Source organism: Marinobacter sp. ST-43, assembly GCF_030541085.1.
GTDB classification, from domain to species: domain Bacteria; phylum Pseudomonadota; class Gammaproteobacteria; order Pseudomonadales; family Oleiphilaceae; genus Marinobacter; species Marinobacter nauticus.
In genome coordinates, this window is sequence record NZ_JASSVO010000002.1 from 221,979 (window position 1) to 248,444 (window position 26,466).

Sequence of the window (26,466 nt, forward strand, 5' to 3'; positions counted from 1 at the left end):
CCAAGTTCACAAATAACGCGAAACCCACTCCCGCACCCCTTCCGAGGCCCCTTTGCGAATCACCCGTGCCCGGGAGACGGACGCAGGTTCGCCGGGATCAATCACCGTGATGGGCACATCAATGTCCACCTCGTAGACCAGCCCCGCCGCTGGATATACCTGCAGCGACGTACCCACAATCAGCAACTGATCTGCGGTGCGCACCACCTCTGCCGCCGCATCCAGCATCGGGACTTCTTCGCCGAACCAGACGATGTGGGGCCGAAGCTGGGCACCGCGATCACAGATATCCCCGGGATTGATGTCGTTGTAGCCGATGTCGTAAATGAGGTCCGGATAGGCGGAGCTGCGGGCCTTGGTGAGTTCACCGTGCAAATGCAGCACATTGCTGGAACCGCCGCGCTCATGCAGGTCGTCCACATTCTGGGTGACCACGGTCACCTGAAAACGGCTTTCCAGCTCCGCCAGCAAGCGGTGCGCAGGATTGGGCTGAACGGTTTGAAGTTGCCGCCTGCGCTCGTTATAGAACCTCAGCACCAGATCCCGATTGCGCTCGAACGCCTCCGGCGTGGCCACGTCGTACACACTGTGCTGCTCCCACAGCCCGCCGTTGTCCCGGAAGGTGGAGAGGCCGCTTTCGGCGCTGATTCCAGCGCCGATGAGTACGACAATGTGCTCTTGCATCAGTCGAAGATCTTGCCCGGGTTCATGATGTTATTGGGATCGAATACCTGCTTGATACCGCGCAGGTAGGCAATTTCCGCCTCGCTGCGGGTGTACTGCAGGTAGGGTTTTTTGGTCATGCCCACACCGTGCTCGGCAGAGACACTGCCCTGATAACGCTCGACAATTTCAAACACCCACTTGTTCACCTGCTGACATTTTTCGAAGAAGTCTTCCTTCGCCATATCCTCAGGCTTGAGGATATTCAGGTGCAGGTTGCCGTCACCAATGTGGCCGAACCAGATTATCTCGAAATCGGGGTAGTGCTCGGTAACCACACTATCGATTTCCTGAAGGAAGCCCGGAACCTTGGACACCACCACCGAGATATCGTTCTTGTAGGGAATCCGCGGCGCGATGGATTCGGAAATCCGCTCACGCAGTTGCCAAAGGTTCTGTGCCTGGGTTTCACTCTGGCTGATGACGCCATCCAGCACCCAGCCTTCTTCCACACACTGCTCAAACAGTGCCATGGCATCTTCCATCACCTGATCAGAAACAGCCTCGAACTCCAGCAACGCATAATATGGCGCCTCGGTCTCGAACGGTGCCTGAACCTGGCCGTGGGCCAGTACATGCCCCATGGCCTGGTGAGAGAAAAACTCGTAGGCGGTCAGATCCAGTTTTTTCTGGAAAGCCTGCAAGACATCCATGGTGTTGGTGAGGTCATTCAGGCCCAGCACCAGCACGGTCAGGTCGTCCGGCTTGCGGGTAAGCTTCATGGTGGCTTCGGTAATGAAACCCAGGGTGCCCTCGGCACCGATGAACAGATGTCGCAGATCGTAGCCGGTGTTGTTCTTGGCCAGATCCTTGTTCAGATCCAGCACATCACCTTTACCGGTCACCACTTTCAGTCCGGCAACCCAGTCCCGGCTCATGCCCCAGCGAATGACCTTGATGCCGCCGGCATTGGTGGACAGGTTGCCACCGAGCTGGCTCGACCCGGCGGAGGCAAAATCCACCGGATAGTACAGGCCGTTTTCTTCGGCAAAGGTCTGCAGTTGCTCGGTCACCACCCCGGCCTGGCAACGTACGGTGCGATCACTGGCGTTGAAATCCAGAATCTGGTTCATGTTGTCGAACGCTACCACCACTTCGCCATTGGCGGCCACGGCGCCTGCACTCAGGCCGGTACGTCCGCCCGAAGGTACCAGAGCCACCTGATTGTCATTGGCAAACTTCACCAGCGCCTGCACCTGCTCCGTGGTTTTCGGCAGGACAATGGCCAGCGGCTTGGGCGGGTAGATTTTGGTCCAGTCCTTGCCGTAATTGTCCAGATCCGCAGGATCGGTGAGAACCTTGCCCGGGTTTTCAGAGGTGGCAACCAGCTCTTTAAGGGAAGCGATGATCTGTTCGGAACTCATGGATGTGTCAGTCTCTTCGAAGTTGGGCCAGGGCCTGTTCAGAGATCACTCACAAAGAATTGATTCAGGCAAACCGGCGCGCTGTGAAAATCTGCGTTTATGGTATCATACCGCCCCTGTTCTGTGAGCCAGGCCGACGATCCCTGGCTGCAGGTCATTTCACGTGACGAAAGGTTCGGAAGCAAGCCCATGTCAAATACGTCTCTCGAAAAGAGCAAAATCCGGATCCTGCTGCTGGAAGGCGTGCATCAATCTGCCATTGATACCCTGAATGCCGCGGGTTACACCAATATCGAGTATCTGACCCATTCATTGGGTGAGGAAGAGCTGATCGAGAAGATTGCCGATGCGCACTTCGTTGGTATCCGCTCTCGCACCCAGTTGACCGAGAAAGTATTTGAAGCCGCCAGGAAGCTGGTGGCTGTGGGCTGCTTCTGTATCGGCACCAACCAGGTTGACCTGCAGGCCGCGACCCGCCGTGGCGTGGCCGTGTTCAACGCGCCTTTCTCCAACACCCGTTCCGTGGCAGAACTGGTTCTGGCCCAGGCCATCCTGCTGCTGCGCGGCGTGCCGGAAAAAAACGCCAAAGCCCACCGTGGCGAGTGGCTGAAATCCGCCAAGAACAGCTATGAGATTCGTGGCAAGAAGCTTGGCATCATCGGTTACGGCAACATCGGCACCCAGTTCAGCGTGCTGGCCGAAAGCCTGGGAATGGACGTCTATTTCTACGACGTGGTTTCCAAACTGCCGATTGGTAACGCCACGCAAGTGGGCACGCTACAGGAACTGCTGAACATTTCCGATGTGGTTTCCCTGCACGTACCGGAGACTCCGGCAACCAAATACATGTTCAAGGCCGAGCAGTTTGCCCAGATGAAGCCGGGCAGCATTCTGATGAACGCTTCCCGCGGTACCGTGGTGGATATCGACGCCCTGGCCGATGCGCTGAGCTCCGGTAAACTGCTGGGCGCGGCCATCGACGTATTCCCGGTGGAGCCCAAGTCCAACGACGAAGAGTTTGTCTCGCCACTGCGCGAGTTCGACAACTGCATCCTGACTCCGCACGTGGGTGGCTCAACCATTGAAGCCCAGGAAAACATCGGGCGCGAAGTGGCCGAGAAGCTGGCCATGTACAGCGACAACGGCACCTCCGTTTCTTCGGTGAACTTCCCGGAAGTGGCGCTGCCGTCGCACCCGAACCAGCACCGCCTGCTGCACATTCACGAGAACGTGCCGGGCGTAATGTCGGAAATCAACCAGGTGTTCTCCGAAAACGGCATCAACGTCTGTGGCCAGTACCTGCAAACCAAGGAAGATATTGGTTATGTGGTGGTCGATGTGGACAAGGCCTACGGTGAGCTGGCGCTGGAAAAGCTCCGCCAGGTAAAAGGCACTATTCGCTGCCGCGTACTGTTCTGACAGACAGCTGCCTTCAAGAACCGGAGCATCCCCCTGGGAGCTCCGGTTTTTTTATGCCATTTCGGGCCACAACGCCGCATTTCAACAAAACTTCATGCTGCCGCCCTTGAGATTCGGCCATACGTAGCCATGCTGAAAAGTACCAGTCATTCAAACCGGGCCGGAACAGGCCCAGCATGGAGGTAATTATGTCCTTGAAGGAATCTCTGCAGAAGAAACTGGAAACCCAGACCGAGTACTGGAGCAAACAGATCGACAGCCTGCGTGCCGAAGCCGACGAAAAGATGGCCAAGGCAAAGGATGACCAAGCGGAAGCCGAAATTCAAAGAGAGTTTTCAGAGCGCATTCAGGCCGTTGAAGACCACATCGAGACTGCCCGAAGCAAACTGGGCGAACTCAAGGACTCCGGCGAAGATCAGCTGGAGGATCTGAAGAAGCGAATCGACGAATGGCTGCCGAGCAACACCAACTGATTGCGACAGCCAGAAAGCAAAAAGCCCCGGCATAAACCGGGGCTTTTTTGTTGAATGCTGAGCAGGATATTACTGCATCGGCACCAGCGTCAGCTCAACGCGACGGTTCTGCTCACGACCAGCCGCCGTATCGTTGGAAGCAATCGGGTAGCGCTCGCCATAACCGGTGGCCCGGGTACGACGGGGCTCAATGCCCTGATTCAACAGGAAGTCACGGACAGAAGACGCGCGACGCTCGCTCAACAGCTGGTTGTAGCTGTCTGAACCGGTGCTGTCAGTATGGCCTTCAATCTGGATGATGGTTTTGTCGAACTCTTTCAGAACCAGAGCCACAGACTCAAGAGTGCCGGTAAAACCGGAACGGATGGTGGACTGATCCGTATCAAAGGTGATGTTACCCGGCATGATCAGGTCGATCTGGTCACCATTACGGACGACGCGAACACCGGTACCTTCCAGCTTCTGGCGCAGCTGGGCTTCCTGGCGATCCATGTAGTAGCCGATACCGCCACCCACGGCCGCACCGCCAGCGGCACCAATCAGTGCGCCTTTGCCACGATCACTGCTGCTGGAGGTTGCTGCGCCAATAGCAGCACCACCGATCGCGCCAATAATACTGCCCTTGGTGGCGTTCGAAGTTTTCTCTTCCCCGGTATACGGGTCATAGGTCATACAGCCACTCAGGCCAACAGTTGCTACCGCAAAGGCAAGAATTGTCTTTTTCACTGTCTTCTCCCGCTTCTGTAATCGTTGGTCCGGAGCTTTTGGCACTACAGCCACTGCTTACTCCGAGAATGTATCGATAATGGTATTGAATACCGTCGCCTGCAAATCCTGCGCTTCGTTCACAAGATGATGACGACCGTCCGGTATTCTTCGTTCCTTCACTGAGGAGAATTTATTCCGGATAATCCTCAGATTGTGCTGCCAGTCTACCGTCAGATCCTTCTCACCCTGCACCACGGTGACCGGAAAATCCACCGGCCTCGCCGACTCAATGTGCGGCACCCATTGTCGCAATGCAGTCACCCAATCGACATGAACCGCTCTTGCCTGCAACGGGTCGTGTTCCCGCAGGAACCGAAGAAAGCGGGTATCGCCACTGTTCGGGCCGAATACCCGTTTCCAGCGAGTCAGGAACGGTTTGACCAGACTGTGGAGAATCTTTGCCCCCAGCCAGCCCATAGGCCTTACCAGTGGCGCCAGCAACACCACTTTGCGGAACGCCGAGGACTCCCGGTTGTGGTGGTTCGACAGCAGGTAGTCAATCAATATTGCGCCACCCGTACTCTGCCCCACTGCGTACCAGGGCCCCCGAATCTTGTCCCTGACCTTCGCCATTACTTCCGACAGTACGGCCTGGTACTCCAGGAAACTGCCAATGGCGGCCGGCGTGCCACTCGACAATCCGTGCCCGGGCTGATCGTAGGCCAGAACATCGAAGCCTGCACCAAGACAGCGGTCAATCAATTGGGTATACAGACCCACATGATCAAAATAACCATGCAGAATGAACACCGTGCCTTTCGGGCTGGCGCTCTCCGGCAGCCGGAAGTAATGCACCATCACTTCATGCCGCTCGGCACAGATGTACCCCTGATGGTAGACCACATCCGGATGCTCAACCCAAAGATCAAGGCCATAGAACCGGCAATACGCCTCCATCTCGGAACTCAGTTCCCGGCTGGCGGACGGATCAAACGGTTCCAGACGGTCCAGCAGGGAATGTCTGTCCCAATTCGGTATTTCTATGGTATCTGTTTTCCAGTACACGTAGAGTTAAACGCCTGTCATGAATCCATAAATGCCAGTCATCCTAACGCATTCACAAGGGAGAACACAGATGTTCCAGCCGCTTCTTGAGGCCGGGTTGAGAGGGACCATGCACCGTTTTGTGAAGCCCGTCCTGTCCCGGGCGTTTCCGTTATCGGTGCAGCGCCGATACACCCGGGAAGCTTATCGAACATCCTACCCGCCTAAAGACGTCAGTTTCGCGTGGGAAGACCTGGGCGATGTACCGGTGCTGCGCGCCTCCCCGGAAGACCGTTCTGGCGGCACCGTACTGTATTTTCACGGCGGAGGCTATGTTATGGGCTCTGCCGATACCCACCGGGGCATTGCCGGCCATCTGGCCAAATTCTCTGGCTGCGACGTACTGATCCCGGATTACCGGCTGGCGCCGGAGCATCCGTTTCCAGCCGCGCCGGACGATGCCGAAGCCGTATATCTGGCCTTGATCAACCAGGGGGTAAGCCCCGGCTCCATTGCCCTGGCCGGAGATTCCGCCGGCGGCGGTCTGTCGGTGGTACTGGCCATGCGATTGCGCGACCACGGTCATCCACTACCCTCATCCGTCACCTGCTTCTCGCCCTGGACAGATCTGTCAGAAAAGGATCTTTACACTCCGGAATGTGAACCGGTCCTGCACGCTGCCTGGACCTTCAAAGCCGCGAAAATGTATGCCAACGGCGTGCCTTTGACGCACCCGCTGGTGTCGCCTGTCTACGGTGACCTGAGTGGCCTGCCTCCCCTGCTGATTCAGGTCGGAAGCCAGGAAGTTCTGCTCAACGACGCCCGTCGATTGGCGGAGGCGGCCAAACAGGAACACGTGGAAACCACGCTGGAGATCTACAACAATCTCTGGCATGTATTCCAGGTGCACGCCGCGCAGCTTGACCGGGCCAGAGACGCTCTGGCCGTTGCCGGGCGTCACATCAGGCATCATCTTCAAGCCTGACGACACCCCGGATCAAAGCTTCCTTTCGAACCTTGGGCCAGCGCTTGACCTGCCATTCCAGTCGGGAGGCGCGGCTCCTGTCGCCGGCAGGTACATGGAACTCCAGGGTTAACGGCCCTTTACCTCTCAGGCTCCGGGCACCTTTAGGTGCCCCCGCCTGATGCTCGGCAAACCGCCGCTCCACATCTGTGGCAATTCCGGTGTAGAGGCTACCCGATGCGGTGCGAACAAGGTACAGATACCAGTTCTCAGCCATGGTTCAACGCCTGCTCCCGGTCACGGACTTTCTTCTGCTGCAGCCATAATCCCGCAATGATCAGCACCAGCCCGACGTAGGTCGAGGTGAGAATAACTTCGCCCAGAATGAAGTAGATAAACACCAGGGACAGAAAAGGCGAGATAAAAATCAGATTGCTCACTTTCGAGGTGTTTTCTGCTTTTTTCATGGCCTGGGACCACAGCACAAAGGCTATGCCCATTTCAAAAACGCCGACGTAAACCGCAGCGGCCATCGAACTCCCGACCGGCATGACCAACCCCGCCGTCTGCCAGCACACCAGCACAATGACCGGCAGTCCAAATAGAAAATTCAGAAACAGGCCAACCACCGGGTCCCGGGTATCCCGGGTGGCAATAATCCAGTAAGACGCCCAAACCAGCGTGCTGCCCAACGCCAGCGAGACACCGAGCGGGTCCGAGAATGAGAGCGAGGTTACCGCACCGCGGGTGGCGATCACTACCACTCCGGCGTAACACACCAACCCCGCCAGAATATCGATCCTGCGCAGTTTCTGCCCCAGAAACGGCACCGACAGATAGGCCAGCACCAGTGCCCAGGTGTAGTTCAGAGGCTGGGCCTCCTGGGCGGGCAGACGGTCGAACGCGCCAAACAGCAGAAAGTAATACAGACAGGGATTGATCAGCCCCATCAGCATGGACTGCAGGTATTGGCCACGCCGCAAACGGAACACCAGTCCCCAGCGCCCCTGTAGCATGAGGATAGCCGCCATCACGACGATGGATGCGGTACAGGCCACCAGCAGCATCTGAACCGGCGCAAGATCCGCCAGTGACAATTTGAAGGCGGTAGCAACGGTCGACCACAGCAGCACCGTGGCAAGGCCGTACATCATGGCCTGTTTCTGATCAGTCATGCCCATGCTCCAAATCCGACTCCAGCCAGCGATACAGTGTTCTGCGATTAATGCCGAGTATCTGGGCCGCCCGGCGTTTATTACCATCAACGGCAGCCATGACCCGGCGCACGTAATCCTGCTGGAGCATCTCCAGGGTGGGCCATTCGGAAAGTTTCCCGGGCGAAGCGGCAACGGCAGCCTGAACAATCCCGCCCTGGCGCTTCCGGATGCGTTCGGGCAAATGCTCGGGCTGTATGGTATCGCTTTCACAAAAAGTGACCGCCCGCTCAATCGCACTGGACAGCTCACGCACATTGCCCGGGAACGGATAATCGCGGAGTATCCTTAACGTGACGTCACTGAACTTCAGGAACCCCCGGCTGTGACGACGTGCTGCCTCACCCAGAAAATGCATGGCCAGCAATTCAACATCCTCATCCCGCTCCCTCAGGGGAGGCACCGTTAACGACAGGGTTTCGAGACGATAATACAGGTCTTCGCGGAAATGGCCCTGCTCAACAGCCCGAAGCAAATCCACATGCGTTGCCGCCAGAATGCGAACATCCACCATTTCCTCATGGTCAGCCCCCACTGGTTTGATGCAGCCCTCCTGCAACACCCGAAGCAGTTTGGCTTGCAGCGCCAATGGCATTTCACCAATCTCGTCCAGCAGCAAGGTGCCACCGTTCGCCTCTGCAAACAGCCCCCTACGGGCCTGCCGTGCACCGGTAAAAGCACCAGCCTCGTGACCGAAGAATTCACTTTCCATCAAGTCTGGCGGTATACCGGCACAATTCACCGCAAGGAACGGCCGTGCTGAGCGCTCACTTTGCTGGTGGATTGCCCTCGCAACCAGTTCTTTCCCGGTTCCACTTTCGCCATTAATCAGAACCGCGGCCTGACTGCGGGCAACCTGGCGAATGTCTGACCTTAGGCGATCCATCATCGCACTGCCGCCGATCAAGCCCATGTTTTCATCGCCGCCGCGCCCGGACTGATATTCCGCCAACTGCCGGTTCAGATCTGCCTGGGCCAGCAACCGTTTGATCTTTAACCGGAGATGATCCGTTGAGAGCGGCTTGGTCAGAAAATCATCAGCGCCGGCCTTCAAAGCATCGACCGCCTGGTCCACCGTCCCAAACGCGGTAATCACGATAAAGGGAATACCTGGATGCTCGGCCTGCTGAAGCGACAGAATCTCCAGACCGTCACCATCGGGCAAGCGCAGATCCGACACGATCAGGCCCGGGCGTTCGTCTGTCAGAGCAGTCCGCGCCTCGGCCACCATACTGACCCTGCGTACGCGGTAACCATCCACTTCCAACTCCTCCATCAGCAGCTGGCCAAGGCTGGCGTCATCTTCTACCAGCAAGATGGTGACAGGCCGGCTGCTCATTGGCCCACCTCTTTCGGAAAATACAGCGCCATACCACAACCACCCAACTCGCTATCAATCACCTCAACGGATCCCCCATGTTCTTTCATGACACTCTGAACCACTGCCAGCCCTAACCCTGTGCCTTCGCCGGCCGGGCGGGTGCTGAAGAACGGCTCGAAAACCCTGGCGTGATGCTCCGCCGGTATACCAGGGCCATCGTCCTCGACCCGGAACACCCAAAACTCCCCGGTCTCGCCGACAGAGAGCGCGACCTGTTTCCGGCCAGCCTGACAGGCATTTCTCACCACATTCAGACACGCCAGGCCAACCCGGAGCGGCTCTGCCCGTGTCGGCATCGGCCTGTCAAAAGCGTCGGCTTGCAGCGAAACCGCCTGGCAGCGCCTGTCTTCACGGGCGCGGGTAACGACGTCCTCGAGAATGTCTGCCAGGTTTACGGGTCGCCGGGACTCGGGCACATGCCGGAAACAGTCCAGCAGTTGCTGGATAATCATGGTCATCCGGTCCACCTGATGTTCGATATCATCCAGATGCCGTTGCTGCTCCTGCTCCAGCCCGGCCCTGGCCAGAATGCGGGCCCGGCCCTGAATAACGTTCAGAGGCGCCCCCAGTTCGTGAGCTACCCCGCCTGCGACCCGGCCAATCATCGCCACTTTCTCCTGGTATTCCAGCTGTTCTGCCAGCGCCCGTTCCCGGGCAATCCTGTCTTCGATTTCGGCCTCGGCCTCGGCCATTCGTTCGCCCAGAGCACGAATGCCCTGCTGGATCTGGCGCAGCTCCTGTGGCCCTGCCTCCGGAGTCTCCAACCGCCAGGCGCCCGGTTGCAGAGAAGCCATGCTCTCCAGCAAACGGTTCACATGTCGCCCCACGGTGCGGTAATGCCCCAGAACGACAACGAGGATGATGGTGGCCGCAATCATCGACCAGATCACCACTGCCCACCAACGGCTGGTGGCCACCAGGTCATGGAAATCACTGCGTTGCCGCGTTACCTGCAACAAACCCTGAATCCGCCCGTCTTCCGCAACCAGCGGCGTGAACTGGGAAAACACCGACTCGCCATCCACCCAACGAAACGCGCCCCCGAGCTCACCACTGGCGATTGCCTTTTCGGCGCTGGCGCTATTGGTGACATCGGAGTCAGCAACACCGAGACTGGCCACCCGATCACCCTCTGCGTCAAACACCGAGGCCCCGGAAATGCGCCCGATCTGGAAGATGGATTTCAGGGATTCGCCCAGGACCAGTTCATCGCTTTCGGCCAGCGCCTTACTCACCGGCCCGCTGACCGCTCGCGCCACCAGTTCCAGGTCTTCACGAAGGCGATCGTTCAGAGCGCGCTCTACCGCCCCCATGCCAATGTAGATAGCAATGCCACTGAACAGCAGCAGCGGCACTACAATACTGAGCACCAACGTTAATTGCAGCGACCGGAACAGTGCTCCCACCCGTTTTCCCATCAACGCCATAAACACCACTCTGCAGAAATGTCACAGCCTTTCTGCCACATGTGGCATTTTGCCACAAGACAGATTACTGAGCTTTAACCATAGAGCATCCATAAACTACTGTTTTTATTGCCTTTATAGAGAAATTAAAACCTGGCACGGGAATCGCTATTGTCACATCGACATTCACAAGTTTGTGGCTGGACGACCGAGCCGGCCTCATTAAAACCAGGAGTAAAGCTATGAACAAACTGCTTGTATCCATCACCGCATCTCTGGCACTGCTGGCAACCGCACCGGTGATAGCACAACAGAACCCGGCCCCGGCCGAACAGGGCTCCGGTTACAGCAACCCCGCCGCCGCAGGCAGCCAAAGCACCAATTACAGCGATGCTGAGCTGAAACAATTCATTGAGGCACAATCCGGTGTTATGGAAGTGCGAGAGGAATACATCGAGAAGATCGAATCAGCCGAGTCTCAGCAGAAGGCCCAGGAACTGCAGATGGAAGCCAATGATGAAATGGTCTCGGTGATCGAAGACGTGGGTATCGATATCCCCACCTATAACGCCATTGCCACCGCTTACAGCAGTGAGCCGAAGGTACGCAACCGCGTTGACGCTCTGATGTAAATTTCCTGCATCCGGTTCGTCGTCTGGCCCCGCTTCGGCGGGGCTTTTTTGTGGCTGTTCGTCTGGCGTTTACACATCGGCCTTTTCTCCTCGGTCTGTTGTGTTACCTTTTCCCTCTAGACTCAAATGCGCCGGATTCTGGAGCCCTGAATACAATGACCAAACGCCACCCGCTTCTCAGCTTCAGCCTCGTTGCCACTGCGGCAGTGATGCTGCTGACCGGCTGCTCCGACAATGGCTCCTCGTCAGCCGCGCAGAGTTCGGCGGACGGCAAACCAGAGTATCCGGTCACCTGGCGCTTTGCCCTGGAAGAGATTGAAGGCAGTGTTCAGCATCTTTACGCACAGCAGTTCAGGGAACAGGTCGAAGCGCTGTCTGGTGGAAGGATTGAGGTCGATGTCTTTCCTTATGGCTCTTTGGGCACCTCGGCCCAACTGACAGAACTGACTCGCAACGGCTCAGTCAACCTGGCCTTTGCCTCGCCCGGCCACCTGGCCGATACCGTTCCGGAAACCGGCCTTTTTAATCTTCACTTCCTGCTTCCGGAAGAACAGGAACCGGCCCGTCGCCTTCTGGAGGCGCCCGCGTTTATTTCCGCATTTGAACCGGCCTACCACAACGCTGGCCTGCAACTGCTGGGGTTCGTGCCGGAAGGCTGGATGACCTGGACGGCCAACAACCCCCTGAGAACCCCCTCTGATTTCCAGGGGTTAAGATTTCGCACCATGACCTCGGAAACCGCAGCAGAGGCTTTCCGAAGCTATGGTGCTGACCCCGTACAGACGCCTTTCGCCCAGGTATACAGCGATCTCCAGCTCGGCAACATCGACGGCCAGAGCAACCCGGTGTTTGCTATTGAGGAAATGGGGTTCCATGAAGTCCAGAACGTCTTGACCATGGCCAGGGCCTCACGGTTTATCGCATCTGTTGTGGCCAATGAGGACTGGTTCGCAGGACTCCCCTCGCAGGAACGGAAATGGCTGGAGGAAACCATTGCACAGTTATCCGAGGAAGCCTGGACTCTCCAGGAGGACCTGAACAAGGAGCGGCTGGAGACCATACTGGAACAGGGCGGTATCCGGGTCGTACGGCTGACGGAAGATGAAAGGGCGGCCTTCCGCGATGCGAGCCTGCCCGCCCGGCAACGCTTTATCGAACTGACCGGAGAGAAAGGCCAGGCGCTGATTCAGCGGGCAACGTCGATTGCGGGTAACTGATCAGCCCTGCCCGGATCAGGCTTTCTGAGCCTGCAGATAAGGGTAGGAGACCATCGGGACACCCTCGTCACCACAGATCTCCGCGGCCCTTGCGGTCAGGTCTGAAATGAAACGCGCCTGCTCTCTGGGCTCCAGCGGGTAGGCTTTCAACCGATAGCACATACCGGCTTCCCGTGCGGCAACCGTGACCAGCACCGGCTGGTAGGTTTTGGTGAGCGGGCAGGCAAAGATCGCATCCCGGAACAGGCCCAGCATCCGGCCGACATCGTGGTTCGGGTCCAGAAAAACCTCGGCCACGCACATCAGGTTATCCGTGCCGTCATTGCCATTGGCCAGCAGTGTATTCCACAGCAGGCTGTGGGGAATCACAATCACGGTATCATCCAGCGTCACGATTTCTGCGGCCCGGGTACCGATACTCCGCACCTCACCGTAGCGACCGTTCACTTCGATCCAGTCACCCGGTCGGTAAGGCATTTCATAGAGCGTAACGATACCTGCAATGAGGCTGTTGGCGTAGTCCTTGAACGCAAAACCCAAGGCAAGACCCAGGGCACCGAAGATGGCAATCATGTTCTCGAATGAGGGTTCCACCAGAATGGGCACCACCACAATGATCGTCAGAACAATGACCAGAAGCCGGAAAAGAGGAACGGATGCGAGAAGGTACAGCCTCGGTTTTCCCGATAGTTTCGCAGCCAGTACCGGAACTGCTTTCTGAACCATCAGAATCAGCAACGAAGCCGCAACAATGACCGCCAGGGCTTCCAGCAAAGCCTCGGAGGTAATTGAAGACAGCGCGTCCTTGATACCGAAATCGCCCATAACCGTTTCTCCTAGAAGCTGTCCACCGGATACCCTTTGGATTGCAGATACCGCCGGACGGCCGGATACGCCAATGCCTGCACCCGAAAGATGCCTTCCTGCTCATCGCCGGTCACTACGTCGGCTCGTTCCAGCCGGGACAGCGCTATCCGCAGTTCCTCGCCAGGCAACCCCGAAGTCAGCTCCAGCTGCCCCAGGCTCAGGCCGCCATGCATCAACAACGCATGCAGCAGGTAGCCGGACTGCCGGGCTGAACTCTGGGGCACGGCAGGCAAACTCAGCTGATCCAGCGGCGCCACCCAACACTGGCGGCCATCTTGATGTGCATCCTCTTCCCCTTGCTGCTGCGTCTCGTCCTCGGGCCGTGCCCGAAGAGTTCGGCGCCAGATAGCCAGGGCAACGCCCGGATTTCCCCGAGCCAAAGTGGCCAGATCCCGGGTAAACAGGCTGTATTTTCGCTCGTCGTCCCCGGTTGGCGCCGGCAGTACATACAGGCCATCCTGGGTCATTCTCGCCGTCAGTGGTCCTTGCGGGCGCTCCCCCGCCAGATGTCCAAGCCAGTTGGTAAGACGATCCCCCGACAAAGGGCTGGGAGTCAATGGCGCCAGGTGGAGCTCTGGCAGGTACTGAGTCCAGAACTGCCAACACCAGCTGGAACAGCCAATGATGCCCTCACCCACTTTATCCCGCGCCAGGCGCGCGAATAATTCACGCAGCAAGCCAAGACCGGACCGGTGTCGCAGCCAGAAATCTGCCAGTTCCGGTATTACCCAGTCATCGTCCTGAAGCTGGTGATCCCACCAGCCGGTAATGTCTCTTTCAGGCATTAACAGATTGTCCGGCGGGGCGATCACCCGCCGACCCGAGGCCCCCAAAGCTTCGGCAATACCTGAGAATGGTGGTGCCACCAGAAAACTGGCCTTGCGTGACTGCCCGCCTGACCGGCGCAACTGTTCCAGCGCGTTCAATAAAGCCCGGGCAAGTTCTTCACGATCCGGTACCGGGGCATAGTCCTGAATCTGGCGTTCCGACAGGGTAGGCAAATCATCCAGACTTCTGAACGCCTGTTCGTCGGGATGAATGCCTGCTTTTAACTGATCCAGAATATCCCGGAGACCACTGCGAATGGTTCTGCGGACGGAGGTCTCCGGAACCCGCCATTGCTCCAGAGGAATCAGCCCGCCAGGCAGGCATGGGTGATCAGCTTGGTTGTTGTCTGTCAAAGGAGATACTCCGGGCCTATTCAGGCACCAGCCAATCCATGGAAGGCGACAGACCGAGCCGATCGGGGCCGGTCAGATCCGACATCATGGCCGCAAAACGTTCATCGAACCCCCAGGGCGGGTTCACAATCAGCATCCCGGAACCCACCATGCCCCGTTCGGGCGGCTGATCCAGCATAACCTCGCACTGAAGAATCTTGCGCACCGAACCGGACGCCCTCAGCGAATCCATCAGCTGTTGCTCCAGGCCACTGGTTAACAGGGGATACCAGATAAGATAGACGCCATGGCGGCATTTTTTCCACGCGTCCATCAATGTCCGGGCTACGGCCTCATAATCGGTTTTGATTTCGTAAGAAGGATCAATCAGCGCCAACAGTCGCGGCTGTGCCGGCGGCAAGCATTTCAGGAGCCCTTTCAGGCCATCCTCATGGCGCACCTTCACCCCCACTTCATCCGCCCACTGAGCCAGCTGACGCTCTTCAGAAGGGTGCAGCTCGAAAGCGGTGACGGAATCACCCGGACGGCAAAATTCCGCAAACCATGCCGGTGAGCCCGGATACGTCCGTAGCGGCCCATTGCCTGGGTTGTACCGCGCCAATACCTCCAGAACCGGCTGCCAGTCGCCGGTGGCCAGTTGCTCCCGGATCCGCCACAAGGCCTGAACACCAGCATCAGCTTCGCCGGTTTTTCTTGCCCGCTCGCTGCCCAAATCGTAACGGGCGCTGCCCGCGTGGGTGTCAAAACAGGCTATGGCAGATTTCTTGGATTGCATCATGGCCAGCACCAGTGACAGTGCAGCATGCTTCTGAACATCGGCAAAGTTGCCGGCGTGGAAGGCGTGAAGATAACTCAGCATAAAAGGCTCCCGGAATCAGGAGCCCATTAAGCCGCAGTCACCTTGACCACGCAAGCGGCCCAACAATCACCTATATCAAAAACCCCTTGCTATGTAGGGTTTCCAAACCCATAATCTGAACGCTAATATTTCTTATTTACAAAAAGACCTCATCAACATGGAGTTTGAAATGAAAAACCTGTTTCGCCCAGCCCCATTGGCACTGACCATTGCCACAGCCCTTACCGCGGGCTGCGCAAACGCGCCCTGGTCCGCCGAGCAAAGTGCGCAGGCCACCAAAGCATCGGTGGTAACCCATTACGCCGATCTGGCCCATGCCACCTACGAGGATGCCCTGATTACTGCGCGTGCGCTGGACGAGGCTACTGACCGTCTGATTGCCAACCCCACCGAAGCCAACCTCAAAGCGGCAAAAGAAGCCTGGCTGGCCTCACGGGTTCCTTACCAGCAGTCAGAGGTTTTCCGCTTCGGCAATGCCATCGTGGATGACTGGGAAGGCCAATTGAACGCCTGGCCACTGGACGAAGGCCTGATCGACTACGTCAAAGCCGACGACTACCAGCACGAACTCGGTAATGCCGGTGCAACCGCCAACATCGTTGCCAGCAACAGCATTAACGTCGGCGGGGAAACTCTGGATGTGGCAACACTCACCCCCGAACTGCTGGCTGACCTGAACGAAGTGGGCGGTTCCGAAGCCAACGTAGCCACCGGATACCATGCGGTCGAATTCCTGCTGTGGGGCCAGGATCTGCACGGTTTTGAAGGTGGCGCAGGCGAGCGCCCGGTTACTGACTACGCCAAAGGCAACGACTGCACCAACGGCAACTGTGAGCGCCGTGCCCAGTACCTGGATGCCGTGACTGATCTGCTGGTCGATGATCTGGAGTGGATGGTTGCCCAGTGGGCCCCGGGCACCTCAGACAACTACCGTTCCCAGCTGACGTCCGCAAACGCCGACGAGGGCATCCAGAAAATGCTGTTCGGTATGGGTTCCCTGTCCCTCGGCGAGCTGGCCGGTGAGCGCATGAAAGTTGCCCTGGAAGCCAACTCCTATGAGGACGAACACGACTGCTTCAGCGATAACACCCACAACTCGCACTACTACAACGGCCAGGGCATCCAGAACGTGTATACCGGCACCTATCGTCGCGTAGATGGCTCTGTGGTTTCAGGCCCGTCCCTGTCTGATCTGGTTGAGCAGACCAACCCGGAGCTGGATGCTCGCCTGAACCGTCAGTTGGACGCATCAATGGAAGCCTTGGCGCTCATGAAAGCCCGCGCCGAAAGCAGCCAGAACCCGATGGCCTTTGACACCATGATCGCCCCGGGCAACGCGGAAGGCACCCGCATTATCAACGGTGCTATCATGGCCCTGGTTGAGCAGACCGGCTCTATCGAGCAGGCTGCACGGCAACTGGGCATTCAAGCCCTGTCCCCGGACGACGCCGGCCATTCATTCTGATTGATCCGGTTGCAGTAAGCGGATACCGGGAGATAGAAACTCCCGGTATCCTGCTAACAAGAACAAGCCATGGAAAACCCTCCTTTATGCCCGAAGGTCGATTTTCCATGGCTTCTTCCATTCTGAAACGCGAGTAGTTATGAAACGAGCACTCATCTTCTGTCTGTTGCCGCTGGCCTTCAGCACTCAACCCCTGATTGCAGAGACTCACGCTGGTTACCCGATACAAACTACACCGGCCACAGGCGGTGAAGGCACGGTCAATCAGGCCGACACCAACGCCTACTCGCTGCCCCAGGGCAACCTGTCCATGACCAAACGCCTGGATTTCAGCGTTGGCAACAGTTTCTTCCGCAATCCCTGGGTGGAAGCACCGGCCAGCACCGATGCCCGGGACGGCCTGGGCCCCCTGTTCAATACCAACTCCTGCCAGGGTTGTCACATCAAGGATGGCCGTGGACACCCGCCCGGCGTTGATGAACCGCCTGTCTCCCTGTTCCTGCGGCTGGCAGTACCCGCCGATCCGGTCAAGGATGCAGAACTCCTGCGCAAGCACGGTTTCAAACCCGCACCGGTCTACGGTAGTCAGTTGCAGACTGCGGCCCTGCCGGCCGCAAAACCGGAAGCGGATCTGGTGATTGACTGGGAGCCAGTTCAGGAAACACTTGGGGATGGAACGGTGGTTGAACTGCGCAAACCGGAATATCGCATCGAAAACCCCAACTATGGCCCTATGCCGTCGAATTTGCTGGTCTCTCCCCGGGTGGCACCACAAATGATCGGCATGGGACTGCTGGAAGCCATCCCTATTGCCGATCTTGAGGCATTGGCCGATCCGGAAGACACCGACAACAACGGGATTTCCGGCAAGCTTAATCAGGTGTGGGATGTCGCCAGCCAGCAAACGCTGCCGGGCCGGTTTGGCTGGAAAGCCGCGGAACCGGATGTGCACCAGCAAAGCATGGGCGCCTTCGCCGGCGATATGGGCCTGACGTCGTCCATCAAGCCCACCACGGACTGCACCCCGGAACAACAGTGCGAACGGTTTACTCACGGTGGTGAGCCCGAAGTGAGCGACAAGGTCGCCAACTTTGTCACCTTCTACGCCAAGAGTCTGGCGGTACCTGCCCGTCGGGATCTGGGCGCTGAATCCGTGCAGAAAGGCGCCAGGCTGTTCAATGAAACCGGCTGTGCCGGATGCCACACCCCGAAACATCAGACCGGAGAAGTGGCCGACCGCCCGGATCTGAGCAACCAGACCATCTGGCCCTACACCGACCTGTTGCTGCACGACATGGGCCCGGCCCTGGCAGACGGCCGGGACGAGTTCCTCGCTGACGGCAACGAGTGGCGCACGCCACCGCTTTGGGGCATCGGCCTGGCCCAGGTGGTTAACCCCCAGTCCGGTTTTCTGCATGACGGCCGCGCCCGCACGCTGGAAGAAGCCATTCTCTGGCACGGTGGCGAAGCCCGGCCGGCAGCTGACCGCTATCGTCAGATGGCCGAGTCGGAGCGCAGCGCCCTGATCGATTTTCTGAATTCACTCTGAGGATCCACTATGCAACCGATCACCAGACTGTTCTTCGCCTCCGCCCTGCTTGTCTGCACTACGGCGGCACTCGGGGCCAACGCCGATACCCAGGCCCGCGAACAGTGGCATGGCGCAATTCAAAACGGCTACGAATCGCTGGCAACCAAAACCGAACAACTCGCATCAGCGGCGGTCGGCTACTGCAACGCACCGACGTCCGACAGCCGACCGGCCCTGAACGATGCCTGGCTCGATGCCTTCCTGGCCTGGCAGCGGGTCCGCTTTGTTGACTTCGGCCCGGTGGAGAACAACAACCTGTCCTGGCAATTCCAGTTCTGGCCGGACCCGAAAAACCTGGTCGCTCGCAAGGCCCGGTATCTGCTTGGCACCGAAGCCCCCGTTAACGCCGAGGTGATCAACCAATCCGGGGTGGCGGTTCAGGGCTTTCCCATGGCCGAATACCTGCTGTTCGACGAGCAACTCAACAGTGGGGAGAACGCCCTGCCCGCAGCCAAAAACTGTGAGGTGCTCTCGGCGGTCACCCGGCATATGGCACGTAATGCCCGGGGGCTCGCAGACAGCTGGGCGAGTTTCAAACAACACTATCTGGACACCGGGCCATACCGCGACACCACCATCAAAGCCGGCATGACGGCGCTTGAAATACTGGAAGAGCGACGACTGGCGCAGCCCATGGGGCTAAGGGGCAATGGCAAACGCAACCCTTACATCACCGATGCCTGGCGCAGTGGCCAGAGCCTGATGGCGGTGGAAGCAACAGTGGCAGGGCTCGAGAAATTCTACCTTCCCGGACTGATCACCTTGCTGAAAACCGACGGCGAGGCCGAACTGGCAGAGCGCATTCAGAGGCAGTTTGAGGAAGTGGCTGACAACTTTCCGGAAGCCCATGCTGCCATGACAACGCTCATGGAGAGTGATGAGCGGTTCCGCATTCTGCAAGGGCCCTTTGTGGATGTCTCCCAGCTTTCAACGCTGGTCAATGACGAAGCCGCCGTGGCGCTTGGCGTAGTGCGTGGCTTCAACTCAAGTGACGGCGACTGAACAGGTATACCCATGCTCATCTATCGCAGAACCCTGATCAAAGCCACCGTCGCCGGAGCTATGGCCGCCACCCTCACCGGGTGCTCGTTGCTCCCCCGCAAAACCGGCCCACAGCCCGAACGCTATGCCGGCGCGGTTGGCCTGCCGGATGGACGCTTTGGCGTGAGTGCCTTTGATCGATCCGGCAACGTTCAGTGGCAGGCGCCGGTAGACACGCGATGCCACAGCGGCTGTAACCGGCCCGGCCGAAACGATACTCTGTTTTTTGAACGCCGACCGGGCTGGTCGTTCTATGTGTTTGATGCAGAAACCGGCCAACGCAGACACCGCATCATGGCCCCGGAAGGCGAACACTTTGTCGGCCACGGCGTGTTCTCACCTGATGGCCGGTGGCTTTACGCCACGGCCAGCCGCTACCAGCCCGGCGAAGGCATTGTCGCCGTCTACGATGCCGAGCAGGACTATAAACGGGTGGACACCTTTGAACTGGCCGGCATCGGGCCCCATGAGCTTACCCTGCATCCTGACGGCAACACTCTGGTCATCGGCCTGGGCGGCATTCTGACTCACCCTGATTACGACCGCATCAAACTCAATCTGGATACCATGCAACCGGCCCTGATTCTGATGGACCGCCGGTCCGGCCAGATCGTTGGCCGCTTTCCCCCTGCCCACCACCAGCAGAGCTCCCGCCACGTCAGCGTCAGTACCGAAGGCAAAGTCTATGTTGCCTACCAGTACCAGGGACCGCTCTACAAGCGACCTCCGCTGTTGGCGCGCATAGAAGATGGGCAACTCCGGGAATATCGCTTTGACCCGGAAACCCAGGCCGCTCTCGGCAACTACATCGCCAGCGTGGTGGCCCATCCTGAAAACGACCTGATCGCCGCCGCTTCCCCCGTGGGCGGCACCGCTATTGTCTTCCGCGGCAAGACCGGGGAGCTGGTTGCCAAAGCCCGCATCACTGACTGCGCCGGCATTCAGACTCTGGCAGGAGGCGATTTCCTGGTGTCCTCGGGACAGGGCCGACTGGTGCAACTGAGCGCCGGACAACCTGCGAAAGACATCGCGCGGCTACCGGTACAGTGGGACCACCACCTGGTCTGACCGGCACCGCTGGTCCTCCCGCTTAAGCACACCCGAGCTAACTGGTATGCTTGGCAAACATTTTTCCGGAGGACGGCCCTTTGCCAGCAACCAAACCCGACACCATCGACCAGCTCTACGGACTGATTGCCAACGAAGAGGACGCACGGGTCTGTAAAGACATCCCGGAGGAAGCCTGTCGGGAAGTACCCCGAAACTTCTTCCTGATTCTGTTCAGCAATGTGCTCACCAAACTCGGCGACTTGCTGATCAGCCCCAAGACCGTGCTGGCCTGGCTGATGAGTGCCGTTGGCGCACCGGCTCTGGTAGCCTGGTTGGTGCCTATCCGGGAATCCGGCTCCATGGTGCCGCAGATGGTGATCGCCGCCTGGGTGCGTCGCAAGGCGGTGCGCAAATGGTTTTGGACCCTGGGCAGTTTCGGGCAGGCCGTCAGCGTGGCTGCGATGGCGGCAAGCGTGTGGTTTCTTGAAGGCTATGCGGCAGGTGGCGGCATTGTCGCGGCGCTTATTGTGTTTTCACTGGCCCGGGGATTCTGCTCGGTCTCCATGAAAGACGTTCAGGGCAAGTGTATCCCCAAAACCCGCCGGGGCCGGCTGTCTGGGCTGGCAACCACCATTGGGGGCACCGCCACGGTGGTGCTCACAGGACTGCTGTTCTGGGATCGGGGCGACCCCAGCATTGCGTTCTACACCACATTGCTGCTCCTGGCAGCTACGCTGTGGGTGATTGCCGGGGTTCTGTTTGCCAATGTGGAAGAGTATGCCGGGGAAACAGGGGGCGGTGGCAACGCGATCAACGAGGCTTTTAAAAGTCTGTCGCTGCTACGGGACGATGCGCCCTTCAGGCATTTTGTCATCACTCGTGCACTGCTTTTGTGTTCGGCTCTGGCGTCTCCCTATTTCGTGGTGCTCGCCCAACAGGAATCCGATATTGGCTGGATGCTGGGCGTCTTTCTGCTCGCCAGCAGTCTGGCCAGCTCCCTGAGCGCCAGCTTCTGGGGTTGGGCCGCCGACACCTCCAGCCGCCGAGTGATGATTCGGGGTGCCGCCATGGCCAGCTCGGTCTGCCTGGTGGTTGGTGTTCTTGCACTGGTGCTGGGCCCCGGGTTTGGCGGTGCCTGGTTCTATCCGGTCGCGTTTTTTGTGCTGAGTATTGCCCATGCCGGCGTGCGCCTGGGGCGCAAAACCTATCTGGTGGATATGGCCGGAGGCAACAAACGGACAGACTACACAGCGGTCAGCAATACCGTTATCGGTGTGTTGCTGCTGGTAACCGGGGGGTTCACAGCCGCCATTTCCATGATTTCGGACGTGGCGGTGATTCTGGTATTGGGACTGATGGGGCTGGCGGGCATGCTGAGCGCATTACGCCTTGAAGAAGTGACGGAAGACTGAGCCATCAAGACCCCGTTACATCGGGGTCTTGCCATCGTTCAGGGCCAGGGCACCTTTGACAATTCGGTAGATCACCCAGATCGCAATACCCAGCAGAATAAACCAGCCCACAATCAGCATGGTGGTAATCACCCCGATGACTGTCCACAGCAAACCAATCCAGAAGGTGCGGATCTGCCAGCGGAAATGGGGCTCTATCCAGGTACCACGGACATCATCCAGTTTGACGTAGTTGATGATCACGCCCACCAGTGCCGTCACCCCCCCCAGGAAAAAAGACAACGCCTGCAGGATGTAAACCACCACCGCCAGATTCCTCGTGGAGCTGGGCTCCTGTGATTGCTGGCCGTCAGGTTTTGCGGGGATATACTCGGTTTCGGGCACAGGCGTTCTCCTTGTTACGTCCCCGGCAGTCTATCACAGCCTTGGCGGGTGCCCAGTGCGATCAATTCCCCGCCGGCCGATACCCAACCCGGAACCCGCCCCAGTGCTTGCCGTTCACATAGATGGGCACCGACAGATCGTGCATGATTTCACCGGTGTCCCGGCGATAGGTCTGGAGCAGCATACTTTCGGTATGACTCCCGCAGCGAATGCCAGTGCGATCATTGAACAGTCGCTTGCTCCGGCTTTTCACCAGGTCCACTTCCGGATTACCACTCGGCGGGTGGGCAAAATCCTTGTTATGGGTAGGCACATAACCGTCCGGCGCGCAGGCGATGGAGAACACAATGGCCTCATGGGATTTCTTGATGGGCTCCTGTATTGCCGGAAACATCTGGTCAGTAAACCGATCGAAGCTGCTGGAATACTGTTGGGGCTGGGTGTTGGCAATCGGTGTTCGCTTTTTGTCAAACAGCGCCGCTTCACTCAAACGGCCCTCTCGAATTGCCGCCTCAAACAACTGGCCAATCTGCTGCGCCCCTTCCAGTGCTTTCTCATAAAACGGCCGGTGGTAGCTTTCGCTGCTGTTCAGCGCAAAGGCAGCATTCGCCTTCTCCGCCAGCTCCATCAACGTGGAAGCCTGGTCCGCCAGCGATGCCACACTGGTATCACTTTCGGATATATGGTCACGGACAGACTCAATAGCCGAAAACACCTGGGCCAGACTCTGCTCGTTGTTCTGGTCGATCTCGGCAATACGGGCAACCTGCTGCTGAACCCGGTCGGATTGATCCCGAATCTGATCCAGCTGGCCGCCAACGCTCTCTACAGATGTCAGCCCGTCTTCCACGGTTTTCGCCAGAGATTCAATGCGGGACACAATCTTGGTTGTGTCATTCTGAATTTCGTCGAGGGTGTCCGCCACTTCACTGGTGGCCTGGGCAGTGCGCCCGGCCAACTGCCGGACTTCATCAGCCACCACCGCAAACCCTCGCCCCTGCTCACCGGCGCGGGCCGCCTCAATAGCGGCATTCAGTGCCAATAGATTGGTCTGCTCGGCAATGCCCTGAATGGTTGAGGTCACGCCCTGGATCTTGCCAGATTTTTCGTGCAAGGCCTGAATCAGCCGGAGGTTTTCTTCCGATTGCTGATGCACCAGGCGCACACTTTCAATGGCCGACACCAATGACTGACGCCCTTCCACACTGACTTCGCGATTCTGCAGAGCCATGGTGGCAGCGTTGGTGGCCTGTTCCGACGATTCCCGAACCGATTCTGTGATCTGGCCGGCGTAATCGGCCATCTGGGCGGTTTCTTCCACCTGTCTGTCCAGGCGCTGCTTCACCTGATCCGCCGCAAACGAGACTTCGGCGGCCGAGATGGCACTCTTGTCGGCACTGGCCGAGAGCGTTTCAACCAGGGCCTTGCCAGCCCGGGCATCGGCCAGAAGCTGCGCACATTGAGCCCGCAACGGGTGGTTATCAGCCAGGGAGCCATCATTCAGGCCGTTAATCCCACGCTCTATTGGTTCCAGCACCCTCAATATCAGATAGCCGGCCGCGGCGGCGAGACCAACCAGGAGTCCGATCAACAGAGACGCGGCATCGAGCCCCATCATCGGAGCCACCAGAATGCAGGCAATACCGAGCGCAACAGCAATGCCCACCCCCCATAAAATTGCAGTGCGATCGAGTAAACCCATGGTGCCCTCATCTTTGTCATTGCTAACGCAAGCATGTTGTTATTGCAGGCCATCCCTGAGGTTAAAGAAATGATATAGGTTAATAACTCCTACTTTAGTGGACTAAAGATACCACTATTGCAGGGCCCAAGGAGTTTATCGGCATCTGGAAGGAAATCTGAAATACAGAAGAGAAAAGCCCGGGCGGAACGAGTCCGCCCGGGCTTTTTGGCAGAGCCTGACAACCGTTATGGCTGATCAGGCACCGATAACGCCGCTGTCATCGCGGGTAACGATAACCGTTGCATCACGCGGACGCGGATCGTTGGCATCCGGCCAGTTTGCTTCCGGGTGCTGGATATTGACGAACATGGTCTTCACATCCGGTGTGGAGACAACGCCTGTAACCTCACAGCCAACCGGCCCAACGAAGAAACGCTTGATCTCGCGGGTTTCCGGGTTGGCCGCCAGCATCATGTTGTTCTGATAAGGTGCTGCATCGGAGCCATCGGTCTGAATCCAGAGGCGGCCGTTATAATCGAACCAGAGGCCATCCGGACTGTTGAAGATGTTGTCATCAGTCAGAGATACGATAACCTGGTCGTCAACCACGGTTTCCGTGCCCTGCTCACCGGCGAACACGAAGATATCCCAGTCAAAGCTGGTCGCAGTGTGATCGTTGCCGTCTTCGCTCCAGCGAATAATATGACCGGTGCGGTTGTTGGCATTCGGATTTGCCGCGTTAACCTGCTCCTCCGTCCGGCGGGAGTTATTGGTCAGCGTAAAGTAAACCTGACCGGAATTCGGATCTACAGCCCCCCACTCCGGGCGATCCATCGGGGTCGCACCTGCGATGTCGGCAGCCAGCCGAGTGTTCAACAAAACATCAGCCTGATTCTCAAAACCGTCAAACTGAACGTTGCCAACCATTTCGCCCTGGGCCGCAGCCACTTTGGCAGCAAAATCCGTATCGTTCAGATCCAGCGCCAGCCAGTCGCCTGAGCCATCGTCGTTAAAGCGAGCCACGTAGAGCGTACCCTCGTCCAGGAGGTAGCCACCAGCCGTTGCAGCGTAATAAGGCTTTGAGGAGACAAATTTGTAGATGTACTCGAAACGGGAATCATCACCGGAATAACATACGACCGGCTCACCTTCCTTAACCGGCGCAAAAATCACACCCTCGTGACCAAAGCGGCCCAGCGCAGTTCGCTTCTGTGGTTTGCTCTCTGGAGTAAACGGATCAATTTCCACCATGAAACCATAGGTATTGGCCTCATTCCGGTAATCATCCGCCGCCGACGCACCCGTCGGGGTAACATCAAAGCGCACGTATTGATCCGCACCGCTGTCAGCCAACTCCCAGTCGTAGCGGCTTGAATCGCCGACGCCATGCCGAGTCTGCTCCCGGGGCTGCGTTGCATCGCTATTAGCGAAGTACCCGTGCCAGTTTTCCTCAGCCGCAAGGTAAGTTCCCCACGGCGTCGGGCCCATCGCGCAGTTGTTCAGAGTACCGCGGGTTTCCGTTGCATTCGGGCTGTATTTGGTGACCAGTTTGTCGTAACCACGCACCGGACCACGGATATCCATTTCGGTATTACCCGTAACCCGGCGATTAAACGGACTCCCGAAAACAATATCCCACTTGCCGTTGTTGTCGCGTTTGATATGAACCACAGACACACCGTGCGCGGCGATTTCCTTGCGCACTTCATCGGCCGGACGCATACCGTTGATGTAGGTAGCCCCGTTGGCATGCAAAGCGCCTTGATTGATGTACTCATGGTTCATCACCAACAGACCTTCGCTGGAGCTGTTACCACCGGCTTTCAGGTCAATCGGGAAAAAGTGCACGCCGTCATGATGCATGCCCATTTGCTGCTCTTGCTCTTCTCCGGTATTGGTGCCATCCGGCTTGTAGGCTGGATAAGACCCGGTAATTGGCGTGCCCCAGGGAAGAAACGCTTCGGAGGAGTATCCCTCGGGAACAACGACCTGATTCGCGGTTGAAGTAGGGACAGCCTTGAAACCCAGTTCAGTGCTGGATGTGTTTCCACCGGTAGTACCGCCATCGTTGTCACTATCACTGTCACTGCCACAACCGGCAAGCCCCAACCCCATAACGCTGGCCAGAGCAGCGCCTACGCTACCTTTCATGACGGTACGACGCTGCATTCTGGCAGACAGTACCTGATGGAACGGGGTGTTTTCGGAATGATTGACGACTGGCTCGTAGTTCGGGTCCAGGTAATTGGGATCAAGATCGTGCTTGGCCATGGTTTGCCTCTCTCGGATTGGTGGACGAGTCCTTTATTTCGAGAGGCAAGTGTCGGCAAGTAATGTGACAGGACGTAAACAGATTTAAGTCATAATGTTGAACGTTCGATGACAAC

At 58.0% G+C, this 26,466-nt stretch carries 24 protein-coding genes; 10 read left to right on the forward strand and 14 right to left on the reverse strand.

The window, feature by feature from the left end; translation table 11 throughout:
• Positions 1-6: 6 nt before the first annotated feature.
• Positions 7-684: a Sir2 family NAD-dependent protein deacetylase gene (locus QPL98_RS05215; protein ID WP_303292850.1), complete on the reverse strand. Its 678-nt coding sequence runs from the start codon at positions 682-684 to the stop codon at positions 7-9.
• Complete coding sequence (locus QPL98_RS05220) at positions 684-2,087, reverse strand: FAD-binding oxidoreductase (protein ID WP_303292851.1); 1,404 nt, start codon at positions 2,085-2,087, stop codon at positions 684-686. Before QPL98_RS05220 ends, QPL98_RS05215 begins: the two co-directional genes overlap by 1 nt.
• 189 nt (positions 2,088-2,276) lie before the next feature.
• Between QPL98_RS05220 and serA the strand changes: the two genes are divergently transcribed.
• Positions 2,277-3,506 carry a phosphoglycerate dehydrogenase gene (serA, locus tag QPL98_RS05225; RefSeq protein WP_011786263.1) on the forward strand — a complete coding sequence of 410 codons (1,230 nt, stop codon included), beginning with the start codon at positions 2,277-2,279 and terminating at the stop codon, positions 3,504-3,506.
• A gap of 188 nt (positions 3,507-3,694) precedes the next feature.
• Positions 3,695-3,979 carry a hypothetical protein gene (locus QPL98_RS05230; RefSeq protein WP_011786264.1) on the forward strand — a complete coding sequence of 95 codons (285 nt, stop codon included), beginning with the start codon at positions 3,695-3,697 and terminating at the stop codon, positions 3,977-3,979.
• A 69-nt stretch (positions 3,980-4,048) separates the two neighbouring features.
• On the opposite strand, the gene QPL98_RS05235 is transcribed toward QPL98_RS05230, so the two are convergent.
• A complete protein-coding gene (locus QPL98_RS05235) occupies positions 4,049-4,705 on the reverse strand; it encodes an OmpA family protein (RefSeq protein WP_014422186.1) in 657 nt (218 codons plus the stop codon).
• A gap of 57 nt (positions 4,706-4,762) precedes the next feature.
• On the reverse strand, positions 4,763-5,752 hold the full coding sequence (locus tag QPL98_RS05240) for an alpha/beta hydrolase (RefSeq protein ID WP_011786266.1): 990 nt from the start codon (positions 5,750-5,752) through the stop codon (positions 4,763-4,765).
• A 70-nt stretch (positions 5,753-5,822) separates the two neighbouring features.
• Here QPL98_RS05240 and QPL98_RS05245 point away from each other — a divergent pair, with 70 nt between their 5' ends.
• Positions 5,823-6,716, forward strand: a complete 894-nt coding sequence (locus tag QPL98_RS05245; RefSeq protein ID WP_023009116.1) for an alpha/beta hydrolase — start codon at positions 5,823-5,825, stop codon at positions 6,714-6,716.
• Here the strand turns inward: QPL98_RS05245 and QPL98_RS05250 are convergent.
• Genes QPL98_RS05250 through QPL98_RS05265 form a run of 4 tightly spaced genes read right to left on the reverse strand, consistent with a single transcriptional unit; the run spans position 6,694 to position 10,717 of the window.
• A complete protein-coding gene (locus QPL98_RS05250) occupies positions 6,694-6,972 on the reverse strand; it encodes a GIY-YIG nuclease family protein (RefSeq protein ID WP_014422188.1) in 279 nt (92 codons plus the stop codon). The genes QPL98_RS05245 and QPL98_RS05250 overlap by 23 nt on opposite strands.
• Positions 6,965-7,870 carry a DMT family transporter gene (locus QPL98_RS05255; protein ID WP_036219955.1) on the reverse strand — a complete coding sequence of 302 codons (906 nt, stop codon included), beginning with the start codon at positions 7,868-7,870 and terminating at the stop codon, positions 6,965-6,967. The genes QPL98_RS05250 and QPL98_RS05255 overlap by 8 nt, the downstream gene beginning before the upstream one ends.
• The gene (locus QPL98_RS05260) at positions 7,863-9,248 is read right to left on the reverse strand and encodes a sigma-54 dependent transcriptional regulator (protein ID WP_183576541.1); all 1,386 of its coding nucleotides are present in this window, start codon (positions 9,246-9,248) and stop codon (positions 7,863-7,865) included. The genes QPL98_RS05255 and QPL98_RS05260 overlap by 8 nt, the downstream gene beginning before the upstream one ends.
• Positions 9,245-10,717 carry an ATP-binding protein gene (locus QPL98_RS05265; RefSeq protein WP_022989986.1) on the reverse strand — a complete coding sequence of 491 codons (1,473 nt, stop codon included), beginning with the start codon at positions 10,715-10,717 and terminating at the stop codon, positions 9,245-9,247. The genes QPL98_RS05260 and QPL98_RS05265 overlap by 4 nt, the downstream gene beginning before the upstream one ends.
• 221 nt (positions 10,718-10,938) lie before the next feature.
• Between QPL98_RS05265 and QPL98_RS05270 the strand changes: the two genes are divergently transcribed.
• A complete protein-coding gene (locus QPL98_RS05270; RefSeq protein WP_014422193.1) occupies positions 10,939-11,328 on the forward strand; it encodes a DUF4168 domain-containing protein in 390 nt (129 codons plus the stop codon).
• A gap of 155 nt (positions 11,329-11,483) precedes the next feature.
• Complete coding sequence (gene dctP, locus QPL98_RS05275; RefSeq protein WP_303292852.1) at positions 11,484-12,545, forward strand: TRAP transporter substrate-binding protein DctP; 1,062 nt, start codon at positions 11,484-11,486, stop codon at positions 12,543-12,545.
• A 15-nt stretch (positions 12,546-12,560) separates the two neighbouring features.
• On the opposite strand, the gene QPL98_RS05280 is transcribed toward dctP, so the two are convergent.
• Genes QPL98_RS05280 through QPL98_RS05290 form a run of 3 tightly spaced genes read right to left on the reverse strand, consistent with a single transcriptional unit; the run spans position 12,561 to position 15,452 of the window.
• Complete coding sequence (locus tag QPL98_RS05280; RefSeq protein WP_011786274.1) at positions 12,561-13,370, reverse strand: mechanosensitive ion channel family protein; 810 nt, start codon at positions 13,368-13,370, stop codon at positions 12,561-12,563.
• An 11-nt stretch (positions 13,371-13,381) separates the two neighbouring features.
• Complete coding sequence (locus QPL98_RS05285; RefSeq protein WP_011786275.1) at positions 13,382-14,593, reverse strand: hypothetical protein; 1,212 nt, start codon at positions 14,591-14,593, stop codon at positions 13,382-13,384.
• 16 nt (positions 14,594-14,609) lie between these two features.
• Positions 14,610-15,452, reverse strand: a complete 843-nt coding sequence (locus QPL98_RS05290; RefSeq protein ID WP_011786276.1) for a 23S rRNA (adenine(2030)-N(6))-methyltransferase RlmJ — start codon at positions 15,450-15,452, stop codon at positions 14,610-14,612.
• Between the two features lie 169 nt (positions 15,453-15,621).
• Between QPL98_RS05290 and QPL98_RS05295 the strand changes: the two genes are divergently transcribed.
• From QPL98_RS05295 to QPL98_RS05315, 5 genes are all read left to right on the forward strand, one after another.
• Positions 15,622-16,917 carry an imelysin family protein gene (locus QPL98_RS05295; protein ID WP_011786277.1) on the forward strand — a complete coding sequence of 432 codons (1,296 nt, stop codon included), beginning with the start codon at positions 15,622-15,624 and terminating at the stop codon, positions 16,915-16,917.
• A 139-nt stretch (positions 16,918-17,056) separates the two neighbouring features.
• Entirely contained in the window at positions 17,057-18,466 is a 1,410-nt protein-coding gene (locus QPL98_RS05300) for a di-heme oxidoredictase family protein (RefSeq protein ID WP_303292853.1), read from the forward strand.
• A gap of 9 nt (positions 18,467-18,475) precedes the next feature.
• On the forward strand, positions 18,476-19,510 hold the full coding sequence (locus QPL98_RS05305; protein WP_303292854.1) for an imelysin family protein: 1,035 nt from the start codon (positions 18,476-18,478) through the stop codon (positions 19,508-19,510).
• Positions 19,511-19,522: 12 nt separating this feature from the next.
• Positions 19,523-20,617: a DUF1513 domain-containing protein gene (locus tag QPL98_RS05310; protein WP_222534448.1), complete on the forward strand. Its 1,095-nt coding sequence runs from the start codon at positions 19,523-19,525 to the stop codon at positions 20,615-20,617.
• 80 nt (positions 20,618-20,697) lie between these two features.
• On the forward strand, positions 20,698-22,011 hold the full coding sequence (locus QPL98_RS05315) for an MFS transporter (RefSeq protein ID WP_011786281.1): 1,314 nt from the start codon (positions 20,698-20,700) through the stop codon (positions 22,009-22,011).
• A gap of 15 nt (positions 22,012-22,026) precedes the next feature.
• On the opposite strand, the gene QPL98_RS05320 is transcribed toward QPL98_RS05315, so the two are convergent.
• The 3 genes from QPL98_RS05320 to QPL98_RS05330 all read right to left on the reverse strand — a co-directional run bounded on the left by QPL98_RS05320 (position 22,027) and on the right by QPL98_RS05330 (position 26,350).
• Entirely contained in the window at positions 22,027-22,395 is a 369-nt protein-coding gene (locus tag QPL98_RS05320; protein WP_011786282.1) for a membrane protein, read from the reverse strand.
• A gap of 61 nt (positions 22,396-22,456) precedes the next feature.
• The gene (locus QPL98_RS05325) at positions 22,457-24,097 is read right to left on the reverse strand and encodes a methyl-accepting chemotaxis protein (protein WP_011786283.1); all 1,641 of its coding nucleotides are present in this window, start codon (positions 24,095-24,097) and stop codon (positions 22,457-22,459) included.
• 237 nt (positions 24,098-24,334) lie between these two features.
• Positions 24,335-26,350 carry a PhoX family phosphatase gene (locus QPL98_RS05330; protein ID WP_303292855.1) on the reverse strand — a complete coding sequence of 672 codons (2,016 nt, stop codon included), beginning with the start codon at positions 26,348-26,350 and terminating at the stop codon, positions 24,335-24,337.
• Between the last annotated feature and the right edge of the window lie 116 nt (positions 26,351-26,466).